Source organism: Shewanella mangrovi (genome assembly GCF_000753795.1).
Taxonomy (GTDB): domain Bacteria; phylum Pseudomonadota; class Gammaproteobacteria; order Enterobacterales; family Shewanellaceae; genus Shewanella; species Shewanella mangrovi.
The window spans coordinates 323,365-349,594 of sequence record NZ_JPEO01000001.1 but is presented as its reverse complement, the minus strand read 5'-3'; the positions used below and the strand labels follow the sequence as shown (position 1 = coordinate 349,594).

The 26,230-nt window shown below is 48.9% G+C and carries 23 protein-coding genes; 13 read left to right on the top strand and 10 right to left on the bottom strand.

All coding sequences use genetic code 11. From position 1 onward, the window contains the following. Positions 1-43: 43 nt before the first annotated feature. Positions 44-1,831, bottom strand: a complete 1,788-nt coding sequence (locus HR45_RS01400) for an assimilatory sulfite reductase (NADPH) flavoprotein subunit (protein ID WP_037438955.1) — start codon at positions 1,829-1,831, stop codon at positions 44-46. A gap of 414 nt (positions 1,832-2,245) precedes the next feature. On the opposite strand from HR45_RS01400, the gene HR45_RS01395 reads away from it, so the two are divergent. Then, the gene (locus HR45_RS01395) at positions 2,246-3,772 is read left to right on the top strand and encodes a Re/Si-specific NAD(P)(+) transhydrogenase subunit alpha (protein ID WP_037438953.1); all 1,527 of its coding nucleotides are present in this window, start codon (positions 2,246-2,248) and stop codon (positions 3,770-3,772) included. An 11-nt stretch (positions 3,773-3,783) separates the two neighbouring features. Beyond that, entirely contained in the window at positions 3,784-5,268 is a 1,485-nt protein-coding gene (gene pntB / locus HR45_RS01390) for a Re/Si-specific NAD(P)(+) transhydrogenase subunit beta (protein WP_037438951.1), read from the top strand. A 65-nt stretch (positions 5,269-5,333) separates the two neighbouring features. On the opposite strand, the gene HR45_RS01385 is transcribed toward pntB, so the two are convergent. The 5 genes from HR45_RS01385 to hldE all read right to left on the bottom strand — a co-directional run bounded on the left by HR45_RS01385 (position 5,334) and on the right by hldE (position 9,435). Further along, complete coding sequence (locus HR45_RS01385) at positions 5,334-5,924, bottom strand: CBS domain-containing protein (protein WP_037438949.1); 591 nt, start codon at positions 5,922-5,924, stop codon at positions 5,334-5,336. Between the two features lie 55 nt (positions 5,925-5,979). Next, the gene (locus HR45_RS01380; RefSeq protein ID WP_037438947.1) at positions 5,980-6,327 is read right to left on the bottom strand and encodes a hypothetical protein; all 348 of its coding nucleotides are present in this window, start codon (positions 6,325-6,327) and stop codon (positions 5,980-5,982) included. Positions 6,328-6,570: 243 nt separating this feature from the next. Continuing rightward, positions 6,571-7,044, bottom strand: a complete 474-nt coding sequence (locus HR45_RS01375) for a TetR family transcriptional regulator (RefSeq protein WP_037438945.1) — start codon at positions 7,042-7,044, stop codon at positions 6,571-6,573. A gap of 112 nt (positions 7,045-7,156) precedes the next feature. Then, positions 7,157-8,005, bottom strand: coding sequence for a hypothetical protein (locus tag HR45_RS01370; RefSeq protein WP_037438943.1), 849 nt, complete (start codon positions 8,003-8,005; stop codon positions 7,157-7,159). After that, positions 8,005-9,435, bottom strand: coding sequence for a bifunctional D-glycero-beta-D-manno-heptose-7-phosphate kinase/D-glycero-beta-D-manno-heptose 1-phosphate adenylyltransferase HldE (gene hldE, locus HR45_RS01365; RefSeq protein WP_037438941.1), 1,431 nt, complete (start codon positions 9,433-9,435; stop codon positions 8,005-8,007). The genes HR45_RS01370 and hldE overlap by 1 nt, the downstream gene beginning before the upstream one ends. 104 nt (positions 9,436-9,539) lie before the next feature. On the opposite strand from hldE, the gene lpxL reads away from it, so the two are divergent. Beyond that, complete coding sequence (gene lpxL / locus HR45_RS01360; RefSeq protein WP_037438939.1) at positions 9,540-10,466, top strand: LpxL/LpxP family Kdo(2)-lipid IV(A) lauroyl/palmitoleoyl acyltransferase; 927 nt, start codon at positions 9,540-9,542, stop codon at positions 10,464-10,466. Here the strand turns inward: lpxL and HR45_RS01355 are convergent, their stop codons facing one another. Beyond that, on the bottom strand, positions 10,467-12,197 hold the full coding sequence (locus HR45_RS01355; protein ID WP_037438938.1) for a potassium/proton antiporter: 1,731 nt from the start codon (positions 12,195-12,197) through the stop codon (positions 10,467-10,469). A 475-nt stretch (positions 12,198-12,672) separates the two neighbouring features. Here HR45_RS01355 and HR45_RS01350 point away from each other — a divergent pair, with 475 nt between their 5' ends. After that, on the top strand, positions 12,673-13,557 hold the full coding sequence (locus tag HR45_RS01350; RefSeq protein ID WP_430742013.1) for a L,D-transpeptidase family protein: 885 nt from the start codon (positions 12,673-12,675) through the stop codon (positions 13,555-13,557). Positions 13,558-13,620: 63 nt separating this feature from the next. Here HR45_RS01350 and HR45_RS01345 read toward each other — a convergent pair whose 3' ends face one another. Together HR45_RS01345 and glnE are read right to left on the bottom strand one after the other, a co-directional pair. After that, positions 13,621-14,427, bottom strand: a complete 807-nt coding sequence (locus tag HR45_RS01345; RefSeq protein ID WP_037438934.1) for an N-acetyl-ornithine deacetylase — start codon at positions 14,425-14,427, stop codon at positions 13,621-13,623. Positions 14,428-14,515: 88 nt separating this feature from the next. Next, positions 14,516-17,368, bottom strand: a complete 2,853-nt coding sequence (gene glnE, locus HR45_RS01340) for a bifunctional [glutamate--ammonia ligase]-adenylyl-L-tyrosine phosphorylase/[glutamate--ammonia-ligase] adenylyltransferase (RefSeq protein WP_037438932.1) — start codon at positions 17,366-17,368, stop codon at positions 14,516-14,518. A 228-nt stretch (positions 17,369-17,596) separates the two neighbouring features. On the opposite strand from glnE, the gene HR45_RS01335 reads away from it, so the two are divergent. The 8 genes from HR45_RS01335 to HR45_RS01300 all read left to right on the top strand — a co-directional run bounded on the left by HR45_RS01335 (position 17,597) and on the right by HR45_RS01300 (position 24,285). Next, positions 17,597-18,547 carry a hypothetical protein gene (locus HR45_RS01335; RefSeq protein WP_037438930.1) on the top strand — a complete coding sequence of 317 codons (951 nt, stop codon included), beginning with the start codon at positions 17,597-17,599 and terminating at the stop codon, positions 18,545-18,547. A 24-nt stretch (positions 18,548-18,571) separates the two neighbouring features. Next, complete coding sequence (locus tag HR45_RS01330) at positions 18,572-19,471, top strand: DUF350 domain-containing protein (RefSeq protein ID WP_037438928.1); 900 nt, start codon at positions 18,572-18,574, stop codon at positions 19,469-19,471. Between the two features lie 4 nt (positions 19,472-19,475). Further along, positions 19,476-21,194 carry a polyamine aminopropyltransferase gene (locus tag HR45_RS01325; RefSeq protein ID WP_037438926.1) on the top strand — a complete coding sequence of 573 codons (1,719 nt, stop codon included), beginning with the start codon at positions 19,476-19,478 and terminating at the stop codon, positions 21,192-21,194. A 78-nt stretch (positions 21,195-21,272) separates the two neighbouring features. After that, complete coding sequence (locus tag HR45_RS01320; protein ID WP_037438925.1) at positions 21,273-21,686, top strand: YjfI family protein; 414 nt, start codon at positions 21,273-21,275, stop codon at positions 21,684-21,686. Positions 21,687-21,697: 11 nt separating this feature from the next. After that, positions 21,698-22,390, top strand: a complete 693-nt coding sequence (locus HR45_RS01315; protein WP_037438924.1) for a PspA/IM30 family protein — start codon at positions 21,698-21,700, stop codon at positions 22,388-22,390. A gap of 2 nt (positions 22,391-22,392) precedes the next feature. Further along, positions 22,393-23,046, top strand: coding sequence for a hypothetical protein (locus HR45_RS01310; protein WP_037438922.1), 654 nt, complete (start codon positions 22,393-22,395; stop codon positions 23,044-23,046). Between the two features lie 6 nt (positions 23,047-23,052). Next, positions 23,053-23,382 carry a hypothetical protein gene (locus HR45_RS01305; protein WP_037438920.1) on the top strand — a complete coding sequence of 110 codons (330 nt, stop codon included), beginning with the start codon at positions 23,053-23,055 and terminating at the stop codon, positions 23,380-23,382. 69 nt (positions 23,383-23,451) lie between these two features. Continuing rightward, positions 23,452-24,285 carry an ion transporter gene (locus HR45_RS01300; protein WP_037438918.1) on the top strand — a complete coding sequence of 278 codons (834 nt, stop codon included), beginning with the start codon at positions 23,452-23,454 and terminating at the stop codon, positions 24,283-24,285. 45 nt (positions 24,286-24,330) lie between these two features. Here HR45_RS01300 and HR45_RS01295 read toward each other — a convergent pair whose 3' ends face one another. Next, positions 24,331-25,299, bottom strand: a complete 969-nt coding sequence (locus HR45_RS01295) for a CYTH domain-containing protein (RefSeq protein WP_037439387.1) — start codon at positions 25,297-25,299, stop codon at positions 24,331-24,333. A 229-nt stretch (positions 25,300-25,528) separates the two neighbouring features. On the opposite strand from HR45_RS01295, the gene HR45_RS01290 reads away from it, so the two are divergent. Continuing rightward, the gene (locus tag HR45_RS01290) at positions 25,529-26,209 is read left to right on the top strand and encodes a TIGR00153 family protein (protein ID WP_037438916.1); all 681 of its coding nucleotides are present in this window, start codon (positions 25,529-25,531) and stop codon (positions 26,207-26,209) included. Positions 26,210-26,230 lie beyond the last annotated feature (21 nt).

Here is a 26,230-nt window from a genome sequence, read left to right as displayed (position 1 = left end):
TCTCTTAATTCGGCTGTTGGCAGGACTTGGGTAAATGTCCGGCTCAGTACACATCTTTTTGGAAGCGGCCTGCGGCGCGCAGTTGTTCTAACCATTCGCTGGCAGCGGCGTGGTCCATTTCTCCAAACTCAGCGACCACGTCAGTCAGCGCTTGTTGTACATCTTTGGCCATACGTTCAGCATCGCCACACAGGTACAGATGCGCCCCTTGTTGCAACCATTGCCATAGCTCAGCGCCTTGCTGCTGGATCCGATGTTGTACATAGATCTTCTCTTGTTGATCTCGCGAAAAGGCGAGTGAGATTTTCGACAACACGCCAGATTTTAGGTACTGCTGCCACTCGGTCTGATAGAGGAAATCTTGCTCAAAATGGGGGTTACCAAAGAACAACCAGTTTTTCCCCGCATCACCTTGGTTGGCACGCTGCTGCATAAAGGCACGGAATGGTGCAACGCCAGTACCAGGACCAATCATGATCACCGGTGTTTGTGGGTTCTCCGGTAGACGGAAATGTTTATTGCTTTCCACATAGACTTTGACATTGGCGCCTTCCTCAGCATGAGCAAGGAAACGTGAAGCGCCACCGTAGCGAATTTCGCCGTTGCGTTCATCAGCCACCAAACCCACGGTCAGGTGCACTTCACTATCAACTTCAGCCTGACTTGAAGCAATCGAGTACAAACGTGGCGTTAATGGTCGCAACGCATCCACCAAGGTTTGTGGGTCGATATTGCTCAGCGGATACAGCTGTTGCAGATCGGCCACTTGATGGCTACGAACAAACTCACGGGTTTGTGTTTTGTCTTCAATAATCGCCAGCAGCGCCTTGGCTTTTGACTGCTCGGCCCAGAACTTGACTAAGCCTGGGTACAACTGGGTCAGCTCTTTCTTCTCCAGTAACGCTTGCTGCAAGCTGACGCTTTCTTTGCCGACGGTCACCACGATGTCACCATCAAGCTGCCATGCACTTAGCAAGGATTCGACCAGCGCTGTGTCATTATTAAAGTACACACCCAGTGCATCACCTGGTCGATAGCTGATTCCAGATTCACCGAGGTCGATTTCAACGTGGCGCGTATCCTTAGCGGAATCACGGCTAGTAAGCTTTTGGCTGACAATCACTTCCGCAGTATACGGCTGCTGCTTACTGTATTGCTGTTCACTGCCTGCAAATGCGACTGAAGGCGACGCGGCGCTGGCATGAGATGATTGCGCTAATAGAGGCTTAGCGGCGGCAATCACTTCACTCTGCCAAACTTCGCTGGCTTGTTGATAATCCAAGTCGCAATCAACACGTGGCAACAAAGGCTCGGCGCCCAGTTTTGCTAAACGCTCATCAAACTCTTTACCGGTTTGGCAGAAGAATTCGTAAGAGGAATCACCTAAGCTCAATACTGCATAACGTACGCCATCCAGTTTAGGTGCACGTTTTGAGGCGAGGAACTTGTGAAACTCTATCGCATCGTCAGGCGCTTCGCCCTCACCTTGCGTACTGACGACCACGGCCAGCAGGCTTTCTTGTTTAAGATTTCGGCTGTTGTAATCGCCCATCGACACCAAATTTACCGCAACCCCAGCAGCCTTAGCTTGGTTAGCCAGCTCAGTGGCAACACCACGACTGTTACCGGTCTGGCTACCGTAAAGGATTGTTAATTTACTGTTATTCTCAGCGACAGAGACGGCTGCAGGTGCCGCATTTGCGCTGGCGGCTAAGTAACCACTGACCCAGGCGAGCTGGACAGGCGTTAGTTGTGCCGAAAATTGCTTAAGCGTCTCAACCTGTTGTGCAGACAAGGGGGACGCCAATGATGACAGTTCGTTAAGGGACATGAGCTAAGCCTTCAAATATAGATATGCACGCAAGCTTAGCGCTGCTCACTTTGGTTAAAAAAGAATAAAATTTACTTTTTTATGCGTATTTGGAATATGCGAATAAAGCTATTTAAGTTAAAAAAATGTGTGCTGGTGCAAAGATTTTGCTCCGACCAGTACAGATTAGCGTCGCTTTGCGATTCAGCGCTTGTTTCCGTTGCTGGAGTTGCCAAAATGCATCTAGCACGAATGTGCCATGAAGGGAAGTTATGCACTCACATCTCAACTTTCTGTTCATGTAAGGATCAATAAACAGTCGAATATACCGATTACACAGCGTATATTGATTGATTCTGAGCGATACAGTTTATCGCCTTGTTGCGCAAGTAATGCGCGCAATAAAGCGTATTTATTCAATATCAGGGAATAGTCATGCAAATTGGAATACCGAGAGAAAGCCTCGCCGGTGAAACCCGGGTCGCTGCGACCCCGGCCACCGTTGAGCAACTACAAAAGCTCGGCTTCGAAGTTACTGTTCAAGCGGGCGCGGGGGCGTTGTCCAGCTTTGATGATAAGGCCTTTGAAGCTGCAGGGGCCACTGTGGCACCTGACGTATGGCAAGCCGACCTGATCTTCAAGGTCAATGCACCGACCGAGGAAGAGATAGGTCTAATCAAAGATGGGGCAACCCTGGTGAGCTTTATTTGGCCAGCACAGAATCCTGAGTTGGTTGAAAAACTATCGCAACGCAACATCAATGTGATGGCCATGGATATGGTGCCACGTATCTCTCGTGCCCAGTCATTAGATGCGCTGTCGTCAATGGCTAACATCGGTGGTTACCGTGCAGTGGTTGAAGCCGCGCATGAGTTTGGCCGCTTCTTTACTGGCCAAATTACGGCTGCGGGTAAAGTACCACCTGCCAAAGTATTGGTGATTGGTGCCGGTGTTGCCGGTCTTGCAGCTATCGGTGCAGCAGGTTCACTGGGTGCCGTAGTACGCGCCTTTGACACGCGTCTTGAAGTAGCAGAACAGATTGAATCTATGGGCGGTCAGTTCCTCAAACTCGAATTTGACGAAGACGGCTCATCTTCTGACGGTTACGCCAAAGTGATGTCAGAAGAGTTTATTAAAGCGGAAATGGCCTTGTTTGCTGAGCAAGCCAAAGAAGTAGACATTATCGTCACTACCGCACTGATCCCCGGTCGCCCAGCGCCGCGCCTCATCACCAAAGAGATGGTGGATTCAATGAAGCCAGGCTCAGTGATCGTCGATATGGCGGCACAAACCGGCGGTAACTGCGAATACACCAAGCCAGGTGAACTGTTCGTCACCGATAACGGCGTCAAAGTGATAGGTTACACCGATCTGCCGGGCCGTTTGCCAGCACAATCATCCCAACTTTATGGCACTAACCTCGTCAACCTGATGAAGTTGATGTGTAAAGAGAAAGATGGCAACGCTGTGCTCGACTTTGAAGATGTGGTGATGCGCAATATGACCGTGGTAAAAGCCGGTGAAGTCACCTTCCCACCACCTGCGATTTCGGTATCTGCGGCACCACAAAAGCCTGCGGCTAAAGCGGCACCAGTAAAAGATGACACACCAAAAGCGCCATCAAAGCTTAAATACATTTTGGGTGCACTCGGCATGGTAGGTTTTGCCGCCGTGGCTTCGGTCGCACCGGCAGAATTCCTGTCGCACTTCACCGTATTTATGCTTGCCTGTGTGGTGGGTTACTACGTGGTATGGAACGTATCGCATTCATTGCATACGCCATTGATGTCAGTGACTAACGCAATTTCCGGCATCATTGTAGTCGGTGCACTGTTACAGATTGGTCAAGGCTCAACATTGGTGACCGCGCTTGCCTTTGTGGCGGTATTGATTGCCAGCATCAACATCTTCGGTGGCTTCACCGTAACTCAGCGTATGCTGAAGATGTTCCGTAAAGGTTAAGGGGGTTTATCGTGTCTCATGGACTGGTTACAGCGGCCTATATTATTTCGGCGCTGTGTTTTATTTTGAGTCTGGCTGGCTTATCTAAGCAAGAAACCGCCAAGCAAGGTAACTACTTAGGTGTTACCGGTATGGCGATTGCGTTGATTGCCACCATTTTAAACCCTGAAACGAGTGGCGTAACTTGGATCATTTTGGCCATGGTGATTGGCGGCGCAATCGGCGTACGTTTAGCACTGAGAGTTGAAATGACCCAAATGCCTGAACTGGTTGCAATTCTGCACAGTTTCGTGGGTCTGGCAGCCGTATTAGTCGGCTTTAACAGCCTGATCGATCTGCATCCAGAAGCCGCAACCAACGTTGTCGTTACTGCTGGCGCCGATCTGGAAACCACGCTTGAAGCGGTGAAGGAAGCCTATTCAGAAGCAGCTGCAGCAGCATCACAACATGCGCTGACAGGGGCAATGCTGAACATCCACTTGGTTGAAATCTTCCTCGGTATCTTCATCGGTGCGGTGACCTTTACTGGCTCTATTGTGGCGTTCGGTAAGTTGCGCGGCGTGATTTCATCAAAACCTTTGATGCTGCCACAACGCCATAAACTGAACCTGTTGGCAGTTGTTGTGTCCTTCATTCTGCTGCTGTACTTCGTGAACACTGCCGGTAGCACCATTGCTGTCATCGTGATGACGCTGATTGCCCTGGCCTTTGGCTGGCATTTGGTAGCATCGATTGGCGGTGCTGATATGCCAGTCGTCGTGTCAATGCTGAACTCCTACTCTGGTTGGGCGGCAGCGGCAGCGGGCTTTATGCTGTCAAACGATCTGCTGATTGTGACTGGTGCGCTGGTGGGCTCATCAGGTGCGATTCTGTCGTACATCATGTGTAAGGCGATGAACCGTTCATTTATCTCTGTGATTGCAGGTGGCTTCGGTACTGATGGTGCCGTATCAACTGGCGATGAAGAGATGGGCGAATATCGCGAAACTACCGCGGAAGAAGTGGCTGACATGCTGAAGAACTCCAGCTCCGTCATCATTACGCCGGGATACGGTATGGCAGTGGCGCAAGCACAATATCCAGTGGCAGAAATCACCTCGAAACTGCGTGCAGCGGGTGTCGAAGTACGCTTTGGGATTCACCCTGTTGCGGGGCGTCTGCCAGGTCATATGAACGTACTGCTGGCTGAAGCCAAAGTTCCATACGACATCGTATTGGAAATGGACGAAATCAATGATGACTTCGAGTCAACCGATACAGTTCTGGTGATTGGTGCCAACGATACCGTAAACCCAGCGGCTTCTGAAGATCCAGGTAGCCCAATTGCAGGTATGCCAGTGTTGGAAGTGTGGAAAGCAAGCAACGTGATTGCCTTCAAACGCTCAATGAACACTGGTTACGCGGGCGTACAGAACCCACTGTTCTTTAAAGAAAATACCCAAATGCTGTTTGGTGATGCGAAAGATTCAGTGACTGCAATTCTTAATGCGCTGTAAGCTGCATTAATTGAAAAGCATAAAAAAGCCGGTGCATGCACCGGCTTTTGTTTTGCTTATCGCGCTTAGCCATTAAGCACTTGCTTTTCCAAGTTATGGCTCTGGCGAATTTGCTGCAGGATATTGAGCACGTTCACTTTTTCCTGCTCGCTTGGGCGTTGTTGCATACGTTGCAGAATATCTTCCGCCGCTAGCAAGCCACAAACGTTACCACGTCGATTGATCACTAACAGAAAGTCGCGTTGCACACTGCGGAAACTGGCCAACACATCCGCCACACTGGCGTTATCTAACTCTTCTTGCGAGACCGCTAACATCTCATAGCGCGGCAACATCATATCAGAGACAGTCCAAGTTGATGGGCCATGCGCCTTATCAACATATTTTGCCAAACTGTCAGCCGACAACCAGCTACGCCCAACAATCCCCAGAAACTCATGACGATCATTTATCACGTAGTTAATCTGGCTATTTTCCGCATCCATAATGTTGAATGCCTCTGGCGCCGGCATAGTCGCAGGTAACGCCATACGGATTTGATGGTCGAAGGACATCATTGCTTCCAGCGCTGGAGAATCAGCGTCTAGAACACTAACGGTTGAAGATTGGGCAAGTGTCTGCGCAGCATTAAGGCAGAAAGTATTTAAGGTTTTCATGAAGCACCTCATAAAACAATTTTAGTTTTGTTTATTTATTGTCACTTAACTCAAGTTAAACCAGTTGAGTAACAGGCGGTGCACGGCTCGGCGCCATAAAGTAGCGCAAGGTTTTGTTGTGAGACAATACCGATTGTAGCGGCATTATCTCTTTCAGCAGGGCATAACGCGCCTGCAGTTTGGCTCGCTTTCGGGGCTCCAGCGGCTCGAATGACTCTGATAAAGTTTCCGGTACCACCACCGCGGCGGCCAGGATGTGGGCCTGACCAACACGACCTTCATCAGAGCTGAGAAATGTAGTCTGTGAGCTGAGACGCAGCATCGATGAGCTGGCAGTAGACAGCACTGCTATCAGCGCGATGCTGCATATCAGTAATGCTGTAGATTTCTGCCAAAATCTCATAACGTGACAAACCTCACAAAAAAATCGATAAGTTGACACTAGCACGAAGGTGCGGTAGGGAGCAACTAATTTAGTTGCTTTTATCAACGTTTTTTTGCACTGAGATAATCGAGAAAAACGTACCCTTTGTCGTTAGCACTGTTCCAGAGTGATCGAATTCCATGGGATAACAATCGGTTATCATCTCACGCTGATCGAGATGGTCACCTTTTAAAACACGCCATATCAACCGCAATGTGGAATTTATGCGGCTAAGTTATTTTCAGCCAACAGCGCAAGCGCGCTTTGGCCTAATAGCTGGCTGACCAGTGCACTCCCTTCTGCTCCCAACGCTTGGACGGCCGATTTTTTCGCCATCGCAACCGCCGAAAATTCACTAATTTCGGTCCCCGGCCGCGCACAAAAATTAAAAAACAAACGCAGAATCGCTCTCAACTTTGGGCTCGCCATGGCTTCCTGCCAGCTCAACTCCAGCGCGCTTGTGCCTGAAAAATCGAGTGCATCGACAAAGATCTGGCCAATGCGCTGGTTTAGCACCAACAGAAAATCAACCTTACGTGGGAAATGGTGAGAAATGCCGGTACGGCTGATACCCGTCGCCTCTGCCAGCGTGCTATAGGACATAGACTCGTAACCAATCGAGAGAATTTGCTGCAAGGCTGCTGTTTCGATCTGGACAATGGTTTTTTCAGTTTCTAACTTAGAACGCTTAGCCATATTGAATTTCCTGTCACTGATTCAGTACTCAACTGGCAGCAAGACTAGCAAAGCCTCGGAAGGATTTCGCGGCTGGCAAACTTTCTTTAGTTACGTATCCGAAGCGATCAAATTACTGGCGCGCCGCACTTTGTTTAGGCAGCAAGTTTTGCTCTGTCATCCATTGATTGGCGGCGCTAATCCCCATCACTCTGCGCAGCGTTGGAGCAAGCACTTGGCCCAATGTTGGGCGACGCCAGCTCATGTAATCAGGCAACGACTGTGAACGGCCCATACCGAACAAGCGTTGTAGCAAGCCGGAAAACTCTTGCAACTCATCTTCGTTATATTGTTGAGTATGTTGATAAAGATTGACCAGCCAGGGGGCAAATGGCTGGTGTTGCACTTGCTGAGCATCAAGTTGCTCAACGGCTTGATTAAGGTATAAGGCGGTCCAATGGGAAAAGTTTTTGATATCAGCAAACACCGCCATGTTACGCCGATCGAGTTGTTGTTGTGCCAACGTCAGCTCACCCGTTTCTTGCACACTGCGCCACACCATATAAGCGTCAGCCAACCATTCATGCTCCAGTGTAGATAGGGTTTGCGGCAGCAGATTTTGGCGCTGCAGGCGCTTAATTTCCAGATGCCCAAGCTCATGCCACAACGTCAGTTGTGCTTGTTGTTGCAGCGGCAATTGATAGACAGTATCGTTCCACAAAGCGCTGATACTTGAGGGTAAGCGTTTCGGCGCCCACAGAATAATGCCAGCGAAGTGATTATCATCGATTGGCATCGCCATCGCGGCACGCAGCCCCAGCGCTTGTCTTACACCTTCGCTTGATTGAGGGAAATCACGCCGTAACGTTTGCGGCACTTCCGCAAGACATTGGTAATACTGCTGTGGCGGACATACCAGCGCTTCTCGCTCACCTACCGTCAGCGAAAACAGCCCTGATGCCAGCACCACAGCACTCAGCATTAAGGTTTATCCATAATGCGTTGAATAATCGCGGTAGTAGAAATGCCATCTTCAAAGCCGAGCACTTTTACGCTGCCACCCGCCGCCATCACTTCGGCGCCACCGGCAATCTCTTCAATGCGATAATCGCCGCCTTTGACCAGTAAGTCAGGTAATAAACGGGCTATCAAACGCTGAGGAGTGTCCTCGCTAAATGGCACTACCCAATCGACCGCGGCAAGTCCTGCCAAAACCGCCATACGACGCTCAACATTGTTGACCGGGCGGCCTTCGCCTTTCAGACGTTTCACTGAATCATCATCGTTGACCGCGACAATCAGGCGGTCGCCCAAGGCGCGTGCATCTTTTAAGTAAGACACATGGCCTGCATGCAAAATATCAAAACAACCGTTGGTCATCACAATGCGTTCGCCACGTAATCGTGACTGTTCCATTGCATAAGCTAATTGCTCTTCGCTGACCACACCAAACCCACTTTCACCTTGATGCGCAGACAAGGCTTCAATCAACTCAATACGACTGACGGTAGAAGTGCCAAGCTTACCGACCACAACCCCAGCAGCCGTGTTGGCAATCGCACAGGCTTGGGCTAAGTCACTACCTGCCGCTAATGCCGTCGCTAAGGTGGAGATGACAGTGTCACCCGCGCCGGTAACGTCATACACTTCGCGGGCAACGGTTGGAATATGCAGTTCATTGCCATCGCGGGTAATTAAGGTCATGCCTTTTTCTGAACGGGTGACCAACATCGCTTCCAATTCATATTGCGCGATTAACCCTTGCGCTTTTTCGACTAAATCGGCTTCAGAAGTCACGGTGCCAACGACCGCTTCAAATTCACTCATATTCGGGGTGATCAGGGTCGCACCGCGATAGCGGCTAAAATCGCTGCCTTTAGGATCCACCAATACTTTCACGCCTGCCACACGTGCTTTTTCAATAAAGGCACGCGGATCACTAATGGCACCTTTGGCGTAATCTGACAGAATCGCCACACTGCAGTCTGCTAGTAACTCTTCGGCTTGAGCAAGCATGTCTGCGCTTTGTGCCTGAGTAAACGGCTCTTCAAAATCGAGGCGGATCAACTGTTGATTGCGGCTCAACACCCGCAGTTTGGTGATCGTAGGTTTATCATTCACTTGCAACCAAGACGGAGTGACCCCTTGTGCTTTCAAACCATTGGTCAGCGCAGTGGCTGTATCATCTTCGCCAACAATACCACTTAAGGCGACCGCGCCACCCAGCGCCGCAATATTGAGTGCGACGTTAGCCGCGCCACCGGGGCGGTCTTCAATCTGATTGATTTTCACCACTGGAACAGGCGCTTCAGGGGAAATACGCCCAGTTGGGCCCACCCAATAGCGGTCTAGCATCACATCACCAACCACTAGTACACGAGCTTTTTCAAACGCAGGCAGGGTAACTTTCATCTCGGACAATTCCGGTCAAGGCAAAATAAGGAAGGATTGTACCCAATTTTCAGCAAAATTTGCGTTAGAATAAGCGCTAATTTTTGTTGTGGGTAAAGTGAAACGTGGTCGAAAGAGCTGAATTTTCAAAACAATTGCTGCATCCAAAGCACTGGTTGCTCTGGTGTGGGGTGGGGTTTGCGCGTTTGCTCACGCTGTTGCCTCTGCGGTGGCAGATGAAGTTAGGCGCAGGCATCGGACGTTTAGCCATGCTATTTGCCAAAGGGCGAGTCCATACTGCCAGACGTAACTTAGCCTTGTGTTTTCCCGATATGGCGACGGCCGATCGCGAGCAGTTACTCAAGCGCAACTTTGCTGAAACTGGCAAAGCGATTTTCGACACTATCAACGCTTGGTGGTGGTCAAACGAGCGTATTCAAGCGCATATGACCATTAAAGGCCAAGAGTATGTGCAGCAAACATTGGATGCTGGTCAAGGCGTGATTCTTTTTGCGGTGCACTGTTTACCGCTAGAGATGGGCGCGCGCATTTTTGGCCAGTTTAATCCCGGCGTTGGCGTCTACCGGCCACACAATCATCCAGTGATGGAATACTTGCAAGTGAAGGGACGTCTGCGCTCTAACAAAGCACTTATCCCTAAGCGCGATCTGCGCCAGATGGTACGCAGCCTGCGTGCACCTAATGTGATTTGGTACACCGCGGATCAGGACTTTGGCCGCTCCAGTGCTATCTTTATTCCCTTTTTTGCCGTACCCGATGCGGCGACGATTACTGGCGGTACAACCCTAGCAAAATTGGGTAAAGCTAAGGTACTGCCGTTCTTCGTCGAACGAAATGCCGATGACAACGGCTATACCATCGAGATTGAAGCACCATTGGATAACTATCCGGGCGAGAATGAAGAGCAAGATGCAATACGTGGTAACGGCATTATTGAGCGCCTAATCTCACGCAATATGTCACAGTACATGTGGTTACACCGCCGCTTCAAAACCCGTCCGGTGAAGGGCTCAGCTTCACTCTACAAATAGCTAACCATTGTCTTGGGTTGGTAAGCGAATACCAACCCGGACAACATCGCCCTGCAACACTTCTGCGACGATCCAGCCAATGCCTTGCCACATGAATTGATCGCCAACGACTGGTGAGCTACCAAGTTGCTCTTTTACCAGCTCACCAACACTCATTAACTGGTGGTCTTCATCCAACATGAAACCGTAAACGACAGCCATGTCGGCCAACAGCACATCCATCGACATAAAGAAGTCACCAAAGAAACGGGGCGAGTCAGTCTTCTCCGGAGCTTCACTAAACATTCGACTCAGCGCATCTAAGTCGCTCTCTTTTGCCAGCACGCACAGGGTATCCCCCGCCTTTAGCTTGGTACTCCCGGATGGGTGCATGAGTTCATCGTCACGAAAAACGGCCGCAATACGAGTATCGTTGGGCATAGTGAGTTGTCGCAACGGCTCACCAATACACCATTTACTTTCACTCAGCTTGTAAACAAATATCTCCCATTCACTGGTGGGATATATCTCTACCCCCGAGCGAGAAACGGGTTCAGGTTTTGGCGGCAACTCAACTTTGGCAAGTCGCGCTGCATAGGTCAGTGTGCTGCCTTGAAACAACAATGACACCAACACCACAAAGAAGGCCAAATTGAAGTACAGTTGTGCCTGTGGCAATCCCGCCATCATTGGAAACACCGCCAGAATAATTGGTACGGCGCCACGTAACCCAACCCAAGAAATAAAGTGAATTTGCCGCGCCTGAAAACGGCGAAACGGCGCCAAACTGACCCACACAGCGGCAGGCCGTGCGATAAAAATCATGCCAAATGCAAGTACCAACCCAGGCAATGCCACGGTTTCTAGATCGCTTGGGGTGATCAGCAACCCGAGCACGAGGAACATGCCAATCTGACTCACCCACGTCATGCCATCAAGCACACTTAAAATGGAGTGTTTGCTGCGGGTCGCTCGGTTTCCTAAAAACAGACCGGTGAGATAAATCGACAGAATACCGCTGCCACCCAATGCATTAGAGATGGCATAGACAATCAGGCCACCACTCAACACCAAAATTGAATACAAACCGTCCGGCAACTGAGTACGATTGACCAAACGCCAAATCAACCACCCACCAATAAATCCGAGTAACGCACCAAAGCCAAATTGCTTCACAAAACTCAGCAGTAAATGGCTGGCGGATACTTCGTGGGATGCTGATGCCAAAATGCTGATTAGGGTGACGGTGAGAAACACCGCCATCGGGTCGTTGCTGCCCGACTCAATTTCCAGTGTTGAGCCGACCCTTTCATTAATGGCACGCCCTTTAAGCAGACTGAATACTGCGGCTGCGTCGGTGGAGCCCACAATGGCACCTACCAGTAATCCTTGCAGCCAGTTTAAGCCGAACAGATAACTGGCAAGCAAGCCTGTTAAACCTGTGGTGATCACCACGCCGACGGTAGCCAGCGACAGCGCCGGCCACAAGGCGACTCGAAAACTCGCCACGCGCGTGCGCATGCCACCATCCAGCAAAATAATTGCTAACGCCAGATTACTCACCAGATAAGCGGTGGAATAGTCATTGAACACAATGCCGCCCGGACCATCCTCTCCCGCCAACATACCAACGGCGAGAAACACCACCAAAATCGGAATACCGAGACGAGAAGAGACAGGACTGAGCAGGACACTGATTGCAGCCAGTAAAGCACCAACAAGAAAAAAGCTGTTAATCGTATATGCGTCCACAAGCCACTCCTTTCAGCCGACACCAGTTATCATAAAGTAGTGATTTATACACTACAGCACTTCTGATAAACCTCATTGTGGCAAGTTAGCACATATTATTTTTAATAGAATGATTTTAAATATTATTTTTATTGCACTAGCACAATCTTCCAACGAAATTTATACATAAGTTTGCCTTGTACCTTTTATTTTTAACACGCTTATTGAATTTAGTCGAATGATCTCCTAAAAACGGCTATTTACTGAGTAAAAGCGCCAACATCAGTAAGCTGCTGAATCTCGAATTCGGCAAATCCATAAAAACGCCACAAAAAGAGATAATTGCAGTTGGGTTTCGCGGGTGATTTCTCTAGAATAGAACCTCTTGCTCAAGGTTCAGCCAATACTCAGCCACTTGGGATTATCCTGAGTTCAATGGCAGGCATTAATCACAACCCTGAAAGGTCGTATGAAGAAGTTGATTTTCCGCTCCCTGATGTTGGGACTCGCCACATTCTCCGCCACACTGATTGCCAAAGAATATCCGTTGCCCGCAGAAGGTAGTCGCCTGATCGGCAGTAATGAATTCTATGTTGTTCCGCAGAAAAAGCTGACATTAGAAGGCATTGCCGCAGAGTTTCAACTCGGGCTGACCAATATGCTGGAAGCTAACCCGAGTGCAGATCCTTTTTTGCCTGCGCCTAAGAGTACCTTGATCGTACCGCACCAATTAATTCTGCCCGATACACCGCACGAAGGTATTGTTATCAACGTCGCGGAAATGCGTCTGTATTACTATCCAAAAGATCGTAACGTCGTTGAAGTGCTGCCGATTGGTATCGGCCAATTGGGCACAGACACCCCGGAAAATTGGGTCACCAAAATTCGCCGCAAAAAGGCGAATCCAACTTGGACACCCACCGCCAAAATGCATAAAGAGTATGCTGCCCGTGGCGAGCCGTTACCTAAAGTGTGGCCAGCCGGGCCTGATAATCCGATGGGGTTATTTGCCATGTATCTCGGCAATCTGTATGCCATTCACGGCACCAATGCCAGCTTTGGTATAGGTCTGCGAGTCAGTCACGGCTGTGTACGTCTGCGCAATGACGATATTGAATATCTGTTTAAATCTGTGCCCGTGGGTACCCGAGTACAGTTTGTTAATCAACCGGTAAAAGCCACACTTGAGCCTAATGGCATACGTTATTTAGAAGTGCATCACCCACTGTCTAAAACACAGGAAGAGTTCAATTCTAATGAACCTACAGTGTTACAGTTAACGCCTAAAGTGGTGCGTTTTATCGCCGCGCAGGATACTAACTCCTATACGCTGAAACGCGTACTTGATGATCGCAGTGGTATTCCAACCCGCATTAACTAATCACACCTTCAAATAAAAAAGCCTGCTATTGCAGGCTTTTTTATTTGTCATCGCACGCATCTGTTACTGTGCCAACGTAAAATCCACAAAGCGCTGCATGACGGCACTATTGGCCAGAATACGGCGATCAAAGTTTTGCGTTGCTGGCGTTTCACTACAAGCACCGACTTTGGCGCCACTGCGTACCAACCAAGCTTCAAACGAGCTGTCAAAATGGTTGAAGATGAAGCCATTATTCACCGGACACCCATCAATATCGGCATCCATCGCCACATCAAACGATTCGGCTAATGCGCCCAACAACTGCTGGCTAAATGCCCCCGGCTGCTGACGAGGTTCGAATGAATAAAGATAAGTATGGGTTTGCAACACATCTTCATGGCAGGTCAAAATGCCATCTTTACTGGCCGCCTGCAGCAGTTGACCATGCTCCAATAAAATTTTGCCTTCAATGGTCGGCTTGGCATCATCAACACCAGCCAGATAACCACGGTTAGGATTTTCGCCAAAGATGTTGAATCGATGTCCTTTAATAAATCCGGTCGGATTGTTCAGCGGCAATAGTGATAGGTTAACGCGTTCAAATATCTCAGGTGACACCCCAGATAAAAAGTGCAACAAGCCCCAAGGTCCGGCAGCCTCTTCACCATGAAATCCAGAGCTGATTAAAATCGAAGGAAGTCCGGCCGAGGCGTTAGGCGATTGCAATAACAGCAGTGGCTGACCTTCCACTTTACCCAATACTCGCTGCTTCAGATTAAGTCGCTGACACTCTTCGTCCAGTAACGCCATAAAACGGTCAATATCGTGACTTGCACACTCAAAAATCTCTGATTGCCAGCTGTAGCGCTGATAGGGCGAGCGACTCATGGGTAAAATCCTTTCAACTAATCTATTGCTATCTTAACAGTAGTTTTTGCCAAATCCTTGCAAATGATGCTGAGTATTATTCACTTTGCTACTTTTCTAATCCGAGAATATCGCCATAGATTTCGACCACCTGCGCCGCTTGTTGTTGCACCTCAACTAATGGCAGATGCGCCGCTTTGCCAGCCAGTGTCAGATGGTGACTTTCGTCGCGCAGATGACAATAAATCTGCGTCAAGGTTTGTGCGCACATGACCGGAATTAACTCTAAATCCGCTGCCACTTCAAAAATCCGCACATTGTCAGACCATACACAAAGTTCATGATATTGCTGCGCATAAGCCAGTACCAAAAACTGCGCGATAAATTCGATATCAGCGATGCCACCGAGGCTCTGCTTGAGGTCAAACATGTCTGGCGGCACTTTCAGCAGATGCTCGCGCATTTTGAGACGCATTTGATGCACGTCATCAGCCAGCGCCTTAGGTTCCCGAGCTTTACTCAACACTGCAGTACGAATATCAGCAAAACGTTCAGCAAGCGCTGAATCACCATGAATAAAGCGCGCACGCACTAATGCTTGGTGCTCCCATGTCCACGCTTCTTGTTCTTGATATTCAGCAAAACTGTCGATAGAACTGACCAATAATCCCGAAGCTCCGCTCGGGCGCAAACGCAGATCTACTTCGTAGAGAATGCCGGAGACAGTGCGCGTAGAAAACAGATGCTGAATCCGCTGCGCTAACTTGGCATAAAACAGCCCCACTTCGATCGGCTTGTCGCCATTGGTCATGCCAGTGGGCGCATTATGCAAAAACACCAGATCCAGATCGGAACCATAGCCAAGCTCAATACCACCGAGCTTGCCATAACCCACAACGGCAAACGACATATCCCCAACATCTATGCCTTCAGGTGTGCCATGGCGCGCCGTCAACTGTAACCACGCATAATGCACCACTTGCTCAATCAGAGCTTCGGCTAAAAAAGTGAGATGGTCACTCACCTGCATCACGGGCAGTACACCGGTCACGTCAGCCGCGGCAATTTTCAGTTGCTGCGACAGCTTAAACTGGCGCATCCCTTCCATCAGCTGCTCCATATCATCTGCGGGAATACGCAGCAGATATTGACGTAATTCGCTGGCGTAATCATCGAGCGAAGTAGTGTTGTACAGCTGTGCCGGATCTATCAGTTCATCGAGCAGCATCGGAAAGCGCGCTAACTCAGCAGCAATCCATGGACTGGCGCTACAAAGGCTAATCAACTGCTGACGAGCCCCAGGATTTTCATAAAGCAGTTCTAAGTAGGTGGTGCGCGTCAGGATTTGATCTAACACGCCACTCACCGGATTAAACGCATCGGCAGGTGCAGTACTCAGCCCAATCTCTTCCAGCAGCTTAGGCATCAGCTTATCGAGGGTTTCACGACCACGCGGGCCAATCGAGCGACGTGCGATACTGTCTTTCCAGTGAAACAAGCTCTCGGCCAACGCGTCATCTTCGATACCGTGATCTTTCAGCATCAGCTTGGCGTCGCTCAGCTGTGGCGTACACCATAATTGCACTGTCCAGCAATCGTAGGTAGCGTCGCAGTTTTCCTCACCGCCGACGGCATCGCGGAAATGACGGTGAATTTTGCTCATGGCCGCTTCAATTTCAGTCCGCAACTCGGCTTCGTTCGCGGTATTCGTGGCGTAACAGAGCCGATGCCAATCTAGGCCATCCGTCGGTAAGGTTTGCGTCTGCTTATCATCAATGGCTTGCAGTAAGTTTTCGACGCGACGCAATAAGCTATAACTCTGCCGCAACTCATCGGCAGCAAAATAATCCAGTTGATGCAGCTGATATAAAGCATCAATCGCTTCATAAATACTCTGGCGACGCAGTTCGGGTTCGCGACCGCCACGGATTAACTGAAAGCTTTGCACCACGAATTCCACTTCGCGAATACCACCGGCACCTAGCTTGATGTTATCGGTCAACTGGCGGCGGCGAACTTCCTGCGCAATCAACTGTTTCATACGGCGCAAGGAATCAATGGCTGAGAAATCGATATAGCGACGGTAGATAAAGGGACGTAACAAGTCGTGCAATTGGTCAGAATGGCTATTCCATGGCCCCAAGGCGCGCGCCTTAACCATGGCATAACGTTCCCACTCTCGCCCTTGTTCCTGATAGTAATCTTCTAACGCGCTGTAGCTAACCACCAACGGACCACTCTCGCCATATGGCCGCAAACGCATATCAACCCGGAATACAAAACCATCGGTGGTGACTTGGCCGAGCAGATTCACTAAGCGCTGCCCCATGCGGATAAAGAACTGCTGATTATCTAACGTGCGGCGGCCGCCAACGGTTTCACCATGTTCAGGAAAGGTAAAAATCAGGTCGATATCGGAGGAAAAATTAAGTTCACGGCCACCCAATTTACCCATGCCGATAATCATCATCGGCTGCGGGTTACCTTGTTTGTCGGTTGGCGTGCCGAGCGACTGACACATATCGTGATACAACCAGTCACGCGCTGCAATAATCAGAGATTCAGCTAATACCGACAGATCAAGTAGGGAGTTTTCTAACGGTGCCAGCCCGATAAAATCGCGCCAAGCGAGGCGCACCATCTGTTGGTTACGAAATTGTCGGAGTACCGCCTTGGCCTGATCTTCACTGCTGACATGCTGCATTAAATCAGCAATCTGTTGGGCGAAATGTTGACGTTCAGGTTTGTTGAAGTCGCTATTAAAAAACTCAATTATCCATTCAGGATGACGTTGTAACTGCTCAGCGACAAAGTCGCTCAAGCCCAGCACTTTATGTAAATTTTCTAACTGCTGCGACGACAGCGTTTGCCACTCAGGCCAAACTTGCTTGAGATCTGCTAAATGCTTATCTGCCGCCTGATGGAGTAGCTCAGACTGATATTCGCCCCGCTCTAACGTCATTACCGAATCGCCCCCGCTAAAATTCGTTCGACATATTATGTCAATTTATGCTATAGATTAGCTCACTCTTGGTTTGTATCATGCACCAGTTTTTATTAGTTTGGTGCTGGTAAGATAACAGCTAAATGCCTATATCAGTCGAACAGAGTACACCAACTCAACGCTCAGTCCTATGGCAGTATGCGAACAGAGTGTTTTAGGCTGATGTTTATGAAAAATGGAGATTACATGGCGAGGATTTTTATCCGGATTGTCGGAGTGCTGATGTTATTGTCACTCACAGGATGTGGTGACGACACCGCCGAACGAATTGCGCAATGGCAGCAACTCGACAATCAACGACTGAGCCGCTTAAGCCAAATGCTGGATAACGGCGAAATCCGCAATGCAATGCTACTCAAACAGTATGTGCAGATATTGAAAAGCGAGCGAAGCGAGCTTACCCCATTGCTGGAGCAACTGGAGTTAGATGCCACCAATAATGGCCCAATGTTTACGTCACTCAAGCAACGTTTAAGCGATGCCAGCAACAGCGCCAACTTTCCCGATAAATCAGCACAATTATTAGAGCTGCAAAACATTTTTGAAGCTGCTGATCCAAGCCAATACAACGACATGTTGTCAGATCCGCTCAACGTCGTGGCGGACATGTCAAACGGCAAATTGGCGCGCGTTAATGCCATTAGCCAAGAGGCATCCAAGCTTGCCAACGATTCAGAAAGCTATGGTGCCGGCAGCCAATTGGTGGGCAATCCCGCTTATGGACAATGGCGTACCGACAGCAGTGGCACATCGTTCTGGGCATGGTATGGCATGTATTCTATGTTCAATAACCTGTTTAACCGCCCTATCTATTACGATAACTGGTCGCGCCATCGTGATTACAGTTATTACAATGATGTCGGCCGCTATCGCTATTCATCCCCCGACCAACGTAAAGCACAGGACAGTGTGTACCAACGTACCAAGAAACGCTTTGATTCGCAGGGAAAGCGGTTTGACAGCCCTTATGCGAAATCGAGAACCGGCTCAAGCGCCCTCTCGCGTCAAAGCAGTAGCTCACCTAAAACCGCGTCTTCTGCCCGGAGCAGTAATACTTTCCGCTCCAATTACGCTAAGGACAGCAGTTTCAGAAATTCAAGTTCCCGCACCTCTCGTGGTATTAGCCGCGGTAAATAACTGACAAAGAATTAAGGAATAACAATGACGCTTTTTCAGGACTTCGGTATTACACAAGAATTGCTGGTTATGCTGGCTATTGACCTCGGTATCGCCGTATTGCTACTGGCGTTGATGCGCTATATGCAAGGTTGGAGCGCGAAAGTAAACAGCAGCGATGAACTTGCGGTACGCGATAACTTTGCTTTTGGTATCAGCACAGCTGGCGCGGTGGCCGCCTTGGGGATTGTGTTGACAGGCGCAATTACCGGTGCGGCAGCTCATACCTATCTACAGGAAGCCATCGGCATGGCGAGCTATGGCATCTGCGGTTTAATTTTAATTAAATTTGGCCGTTTTATTCACGATAAAGTCGCCCTTAATCATGTTGATAAAACCGCAGCGATTTTAAAAGGCAATATTCCGGTAGCGATTGTGGATGCGGCAGCAGCAATGGCCACAGCACTGGTGATCCGTGCGGTATTACTGTGGGCAGAAGACCTTACGCTCAATACCTTTATCGCTATCGTCAGCGCTTTTGTGGTGTCGCAGTTGATGTTAGTGGTGCTGACACGGGTGCTGGAAATCACCTATCGCCGCCGTAATAAAGGCCAGGATCTGCAGCAAGCATTAGAAGAAGGTAACACCGCCTTAGCCATTCGCCATGCTGGTAGCATGATCGCAATGGGCTTCACCTTTAATGCCGCGAGCCATTTTATGGTGTACGAGCCTACCGCTTACATCACCAACCTGTTCGGCTGGTTTATATTTTCGCTAGCGATGTTGCTGGTCCTTAGCATTCTACTGTGGCTGGTGAAAAAATTGGTGCTGGCGCGCATCGATCTTTCCGATGAAATTGAACGCCAGCAAAATATTGGCTTAGCGTCAGTTGAAATGGCAATCAGTATTGCCGTAGCGATCATCATGACTGGATTGATGGCCTAAGCTGATGTCCACCACTACCATGCAGGCGCAGTCGCAGCGTGGTCCCCATTGGTTTGATGATGTCCTGTTACTGGGCATCATGGGGGTGCTTGCGGCTTGCGGCCTTATTTACGAATATCTGTTATCACACTACGCTGGACGCGTGCTGGGTGCGTTAGAAGCTGCCATCTACACCATGATCGGTTTGATGATCGTGTCGATGGGCTTCGGCGCCTTCGCCGCACGCCATATCAAATCAGCCTTCACTGGCTTTGCGTTACTCGAATTAACAGTCGCCTTTATCGGCTCACTCGCTATTCTGGCGACCGCCGCGATTATCGGCTTCGGCCATGAACTGCCTAAAATCATTGCTGAAACCTTGGGGTTACCACCAGATCAACTGCCAAACGGCGGCTTTATCGGCACATTCCAGGAGTTGGCAGTTTACCTGCCATATGTGTGGGGCGTATTGCTGGGCCTAATGATCGGTATGGAAATTCCGCTGATCGCCCGGGTTCGCCAAGCGCTGTCACAAGAGCATCTGCTGCATAACGCAGGCACTATTTACGGAGCTGACTATATTGGCGCGGGTGTCGGTGCCGCAATCTGGGTAGGCTTTATGCTGATGCTGGATACGCAGTTAGCGGCGTCGATTACCGCGGCTTTTAATCTGTTGGCAGGTTTTATCTTTATTCTGCGCTTTCGTCGCCGCATAAAAGCCGCTAAATGGCTGTTGGCAGCGCACACCTTAGTGGCAGGCGTATTAATGCTGCTGGCGATTAAAGGCCCTTTCTGGGAGCAGAGTTTTAATAATCTGCTTTACCAAGATAAGGTGATTTACGCCAAAGCGACCCGTTTTCAGCAGATCAACTTTACCGAAAGACTGATGGGCAACCATCTAGCGCCAGTCTATTCGCTCTATCTCAATGGTCGTCTGCAGTTTTCTTCCATTGATGAACATATCTATCACGCCTATCTGGTACATCCAACGCTCGCCGCCAGCGCACGCCACGACAACATTCTGGTGATTGGCGGCGGCGACGGCTTAGCTTTGAAACAAATATTTAAATGGCAGCCTCAACATATAACCTTAGTCGACTTAGACGCGGAGATGATTAAGCTATTCTCCGAACCACCAACAGATATGCCAAAACGTTTACGGCAGGCGTTGTTGAAGCTAAATGGTGATGCCTTTCATGACCCGCGGGTGAATGTCATGATTGCCGACGCCTTTAATGGGGTTGATAAACTGTTAGCGCAAGGCAAAAAATATGACGCGATTATCGTGGATCTGCCCGACCCTTCGCATCCAGATCTGAATAAACTCTATTCTGATGTGTTTTATCGCAAGCTGGGGCAATTGCTGAGTGGCGATGGCGCCATGACCATACAATCGACCTCGCCGTATCACGCCACTAAAGCATTCTTGTCGGTCGGTAAAACGCTGAGTGCTGCTGGTTTTAACGTCAAACAGTATCACCATAATGTGCCAAGCTTTGGCGAGTGGGGCTGGACCATTGGCACCCTTCGCGGACAAAACGCCCAGCAACGTCTCGCGCCGCTGACACAGTTACCCATTACCGATGAATGGCTAACTGCCGGATTAGTCCACGCAGCGTTTGAGTTTCCAAACCACTTTTATAGCAAGTTAGACCAAGTAAACGTGAATACCCTAGGCTCACTGCAGCTGTACCATTACCACCAGCAGGCCTGGAAAGATAATCAGGGAATAGCCACATTTTAAATATGCGAGATAACGCTTGACATAATATGTCTCGATGTTATCTTAATCCACAGACATAATATGTCAGCGAGGAACGAAATGAATATTCACACTATTGCCAACCATCTGAACGGAATTGGCGACAGCAGCTCTACCGGCTTTCGGTTCGACTGTTACCCCATTGATGGGGACGTGGAAGTATTACAAGTGAACGTGGTTGGCCGTGAAGAGATCCCGATTTTTGTCTCTGTGACGGAAAACCAAGTGCTGTGCATCAGCTATCTGTGGGGTGAAGAGGAAGTCAATCCAGACAGCCGCACCGAAATGTTTGAAACCATGTTAGGACTGAACATTCCGATGCCACTCTCTTCATTTGCCAAGATTGACGACAAGTACGTGCTATTCGGCGCCTTGTCTCTCGATTCCAGTCTGCTGGAGATCGAACAAGAATTGTCAGTACTTTCAGATAACTGTCTGGAAGTGATCGACGAAATGGTCGACTTTTTGAAATAAGGAGCCACATCATGGGTATTTTAAATAAAATTCTGACCGCTTTTCGCGGTGGCGCCACTGAAATCGGCCAAGGAATTGTCGACGCCAATGCCACCCGTATTTTTGAACAAGAAATTCGCGATGCAGAAAAGCATCTGACCAAAGCCAAACGCGACCTAACTGACGTTATGGCGAAAGAGATGCAAGCCGCACGCGAAGTTGAGCGCCTGAAGCGTTCTATTGCCGAACATGAAGGCTATGCCACGCAGGCGCTGGAAAAAGGCAACGAATCTCTTGCCTTAGAAGTGGCGCAAAAAATTGCGGAGCTGGAACAGCAACTGGAAGAACAAACAGCAGCGAACCAAAGCTTTAGTGACCATGCTGTACGCCTGAAAGATTTGGTGAAGAAAACCGAACGTCAATTGGCTGATTATCAACGCCAACTGTCGATGGTAAAAACCACCGAAAGCGTGCAGAAAGCAACCGCTTCCATCACTGACTCATTTGCGTCAAGCAACTCTAAGCTGCTGAATGCAAAAGATTCACTGGAACGTATTAAAGCGCGCCAACAGCAGTTTGACGACCGCTTAAAAGCGGCTGAAACACTGGAAGATGAAAACAGTGATAAGTCGCTCAAAGCCAAATTGGCTGAAGCCGGTATCGGTGAGCAAAAAAACAGTGCCAATGACGTACTGGAACGTTTGAAAGCGAAGAAAGGAGCCTAAGGATGGGCTTCTTTGGCAAGCTGTTTGGCAGCGACGAGACAACGCCAGCACGGAAGCTGAATCATCCGTCACAGCTCAATGTCGGTGATATGATCTCCCTTGACGACAGCTTTGCCCTGCCTCCGCAACTGCGGGGGCAGCAGTTGCGTGTAGAAGCGGTCAATACTTATGAATTTGAACGCGAACACTCTCCTGAATGGGTGCTGAAAGGCAAACTTGGTGATACTCTGTTCATGGGACTCGATGAAGACGACGAAGTCTGGTTGAGTTTTTCGCTTAAACTGCACCGTGCAGATGTTGAAGCGCTGTTCGATATGGATGCTTTTGCCGAGATTTTTGAAGAACCCGGTAAAGCAGAATTGGCACCACTGCCAATCGAAAACGAAACCGCTCAGTTTGAACAATGGCTCGGTAAGCAGTACTACCAAACAGGTTTTGCCCAGTTCGGATATTTCCATAAAAAAGATTACCGCAATGGTAAACCTTCTCAATATATGGAAAATAATCCCGGTGAACCTTTTGAATCCTATGAGTTATTGGATAGCCAGGAATCTCACGCCATCGAGATAGAAGTGTATGAAGGCGGTGACACTGATGTCATGCTGACACTCTATCGACCATTGAGTGATATTCGCGAATACTGGCCCGGAGAGTAAATATCAATGAGTAAAGACCACCCATTACCGGAAAAATGGCTGCAAAACCAAAAAGCCGCCAAAGCCACTCAGGTCGCGTTCGACTTGGATGAAAATTTCCAGTATTCCATTCGCAAAGCAGCGTTGGACCGGGGGGTTAGCCCATCTGATCAAATCCGCATGATTTTGGGGCTTAGCGTGTCACGCCGCCCCAAACGCCCTCGCCTAACGGTTTCCTTGAGCGCTGAAGATTATGTGCAACTCGCCGAGAAATATGGCTTACCTGTTGATGCACAACTCGATATCAAAAAGCGCGTACTTGAAGATTTAGTCTGTTACGTCAACGAACAGGAATAAATTCGCCATTTACAGTCAGGGTTATTCTTTTTAACCTGTCATTATCGTGACAAAAACTGCAATAAAATCATGGCACACAAATACCGTTGGTCCATAGCAAACGAAGTTATCAGCCCGTTTGAGTTAGCAATGATGCTGCTGTCGTTCGTATCGGTCATTTTGATCATACTGATGACCTTTGTCCCCTTGGATAAGGAAACTAAACGGTTACTGTTTCTCATCGACACTGGCATCTGTGTGATCTTTCTATTGCATTTTTTTGTCGGTCTATTTCAGGCCCATGACAAAAAGCATTATCTAAAGCTGCACTGGGTTGATTTTATCGCCAGTATTCCTGCCATCGAACCATTACGGTTTGCCAGATTATTCCAAATTTTGCGGGTGATCCGCCTCATCCGCATGAGTCGTTCACTCTTTGCCATGCTGCTGAAACAACGCAGACAAGCAACGCTGGCCAGTTTAATGGTGGCGATGGTCACTATTATCGCCTTTTCATCGGTACTCATTTTACTGGTGGAAAACGGCATAGATGGCGCCAATATCAAATCTGCTGAGGATGCCATTTGGTGGTCGTTAGTCACCATTTCTACAGTCGGATATGGTGACTTTTATCCGGTCACCACCGTTGGACACGTGATTGGTGGTGTCGTCATTATCTGCGGTGTTAGCTTCTTCGGGGTTATATCCGGCTATATGGCATCTTTGTTTGTGGCGCCAGATGAAGAAGAGAACCGCGAAAGCCAGCGCAAAGAGATGCGTGAAGAGATTGATGTGGTGCTGAGTCGCATGGAGCAAAACCAGCAACAGATGATGAACGAAATAGCTAACTTAAAACTTGAATTGGCAACGGCGCAATCATCTCAGGCGCCAACAGCAACCTCTGAGTCAAAGCCAAACGAATAATAGCGAAGGCTAACGACAATTGGGCACCGCCGTTAGCCGTGTATCTTAGGCAGATTTAAGCAAAAGCAGACGCATTAATTGCAACTGCAGTTGTCCGTAACGTAAATCTTGCTGCAAATGCGCCAGTTGCAGCGTTGGCGCAATCTCCTCGTCTTGTAGCGATGCACCGATCAGCCACAGCGCTAATCCGCTAATCGACTCATCCAATGCACGTTCCCCCAATACGCGAGGCAAAGCGGCTAACAAGTCTGTCAACCACTGCCAATACTGCTGGCAGAGTTCAGCATCATCAGCAAAGCAGCTCATCGCATCCTCTAAGGTTTGCCAACTATTCAGCCATTGCCCTAACGACATACCATCCACTAGCGTAGCATCCGGCTTTTGCGGCTGTTGTTGTCCAGCCAAACGATAGCCCCGCTGCGCTTTACTCGCCTTACCTAAACGTACAGGCACAACTGTGGCAACTTGCTGCGCCAACATTAATAAGGTGGCAGCATTGCCAGAAAACAGCTCAAACTCCAGTTCACAAATCGGCTCTTGCTTGCCGTTTGCCGCCACCCAACCTTGGTCAACGGCCACTTCAACCTGAGCATTGTCGTGCTGGATTAGCCATGTGGTACGAGTAAAATCAGTACTAAAAATACACTTAAGTTGCTGCTGCAGCAGCTCGATATCCGTTGATGCGGGCCAAATATCAGCCGGAAACAAGATTAAATTTGGTTCATCAGTGCTGATATCCACATTGTATTCTGGGCGACTGTGCAAACCACCGACAACCTGACCTGCTGTTTTTATCGTCTGTTCCAAAGCCCCATTACAACCGCGCACCCGCAACCCCATATCTAACTGACGCAGCGCGAGCTCCGACGTATCAAAATAGCGGTTAACTAATACTTTCTCTTCGCCATGTTTAAGATTAGCCAGTTGATTTATCGCGTTTTTTAATGCAGAAATATGATCGGGATGCAGCAGTAATTTGAGTTCTATTTCTTGAGTTTGTTGGTTATTTGACATGCTGTAAATGGCTCACTTCGTCATCAAATCATAATAAAATTGTCATACATACACCTTTATGTCACACAATTGTCATAAAAGTGTCTTACTCTTCGCGGCCTTGATATATAACCCAAATATATCAAAACTATCGTTACCGAGTGAAAATCACAGTTTCAATAACAGAACGCATGGGTTAACATTCGCCCGCGTTTCCAATAGTGGAACTAAGCTGAGTAGGTAAACGGCTATGCCAGTAAACTCTATTTTAGGCGTGTTCGCCAAGTCGCCGATTAAACCGCTGCAAGAGCATATCGACAAAGTATACGATTGTGCTTCTTTGCTGGTACCTTTTTTTGAAGCTACCATTGCCGGAGATTGGGACAGTGCAGTCACCATTCGTAAAACCATCAGTCAGGAAGAAAAAGACGCTGATACATTGAAGCGTGAAATTCGTCTGACATTGCCCGGTGGTTTGTTTATGCCCGTTGAGCGTACCGACTTGTTGGAACTGTTAACCCAACAAGACAAGATCGCCAACAAGGCTAAAGACATCTCTGGTCGTGTTATCGGCCGTCAACTGCTTGTACCACAAGCAATTCAAACTCCTTTCATTGCTTATCTGCAACGCTGTTTAGACGCTGTTGCATTGGCAAAAGAAGCGATTAACGAACTTGACGATCTGCTTGAAGCGGGCTTCCGTGGCCGCGAAGTAGAGTTGGTTGCCAAGATGATCAGCGAGCTCGACCTCATTGAAGAAGACACTGATGATCTGCAAATCCAGATCCGCCGTCAACTTTATGCGCTGGAGCCAGGCTTGAATCCAATCGACGTAATGATCCTTTATAAGGTAATTGAATGGGTCGGAGACCTAGCAGATCTTGCGGAACGGGTTGGTTCACGTCTTGAGCTGATGTTAGCTCGCGTTTAAAAAAGAATAACATTACAAGGT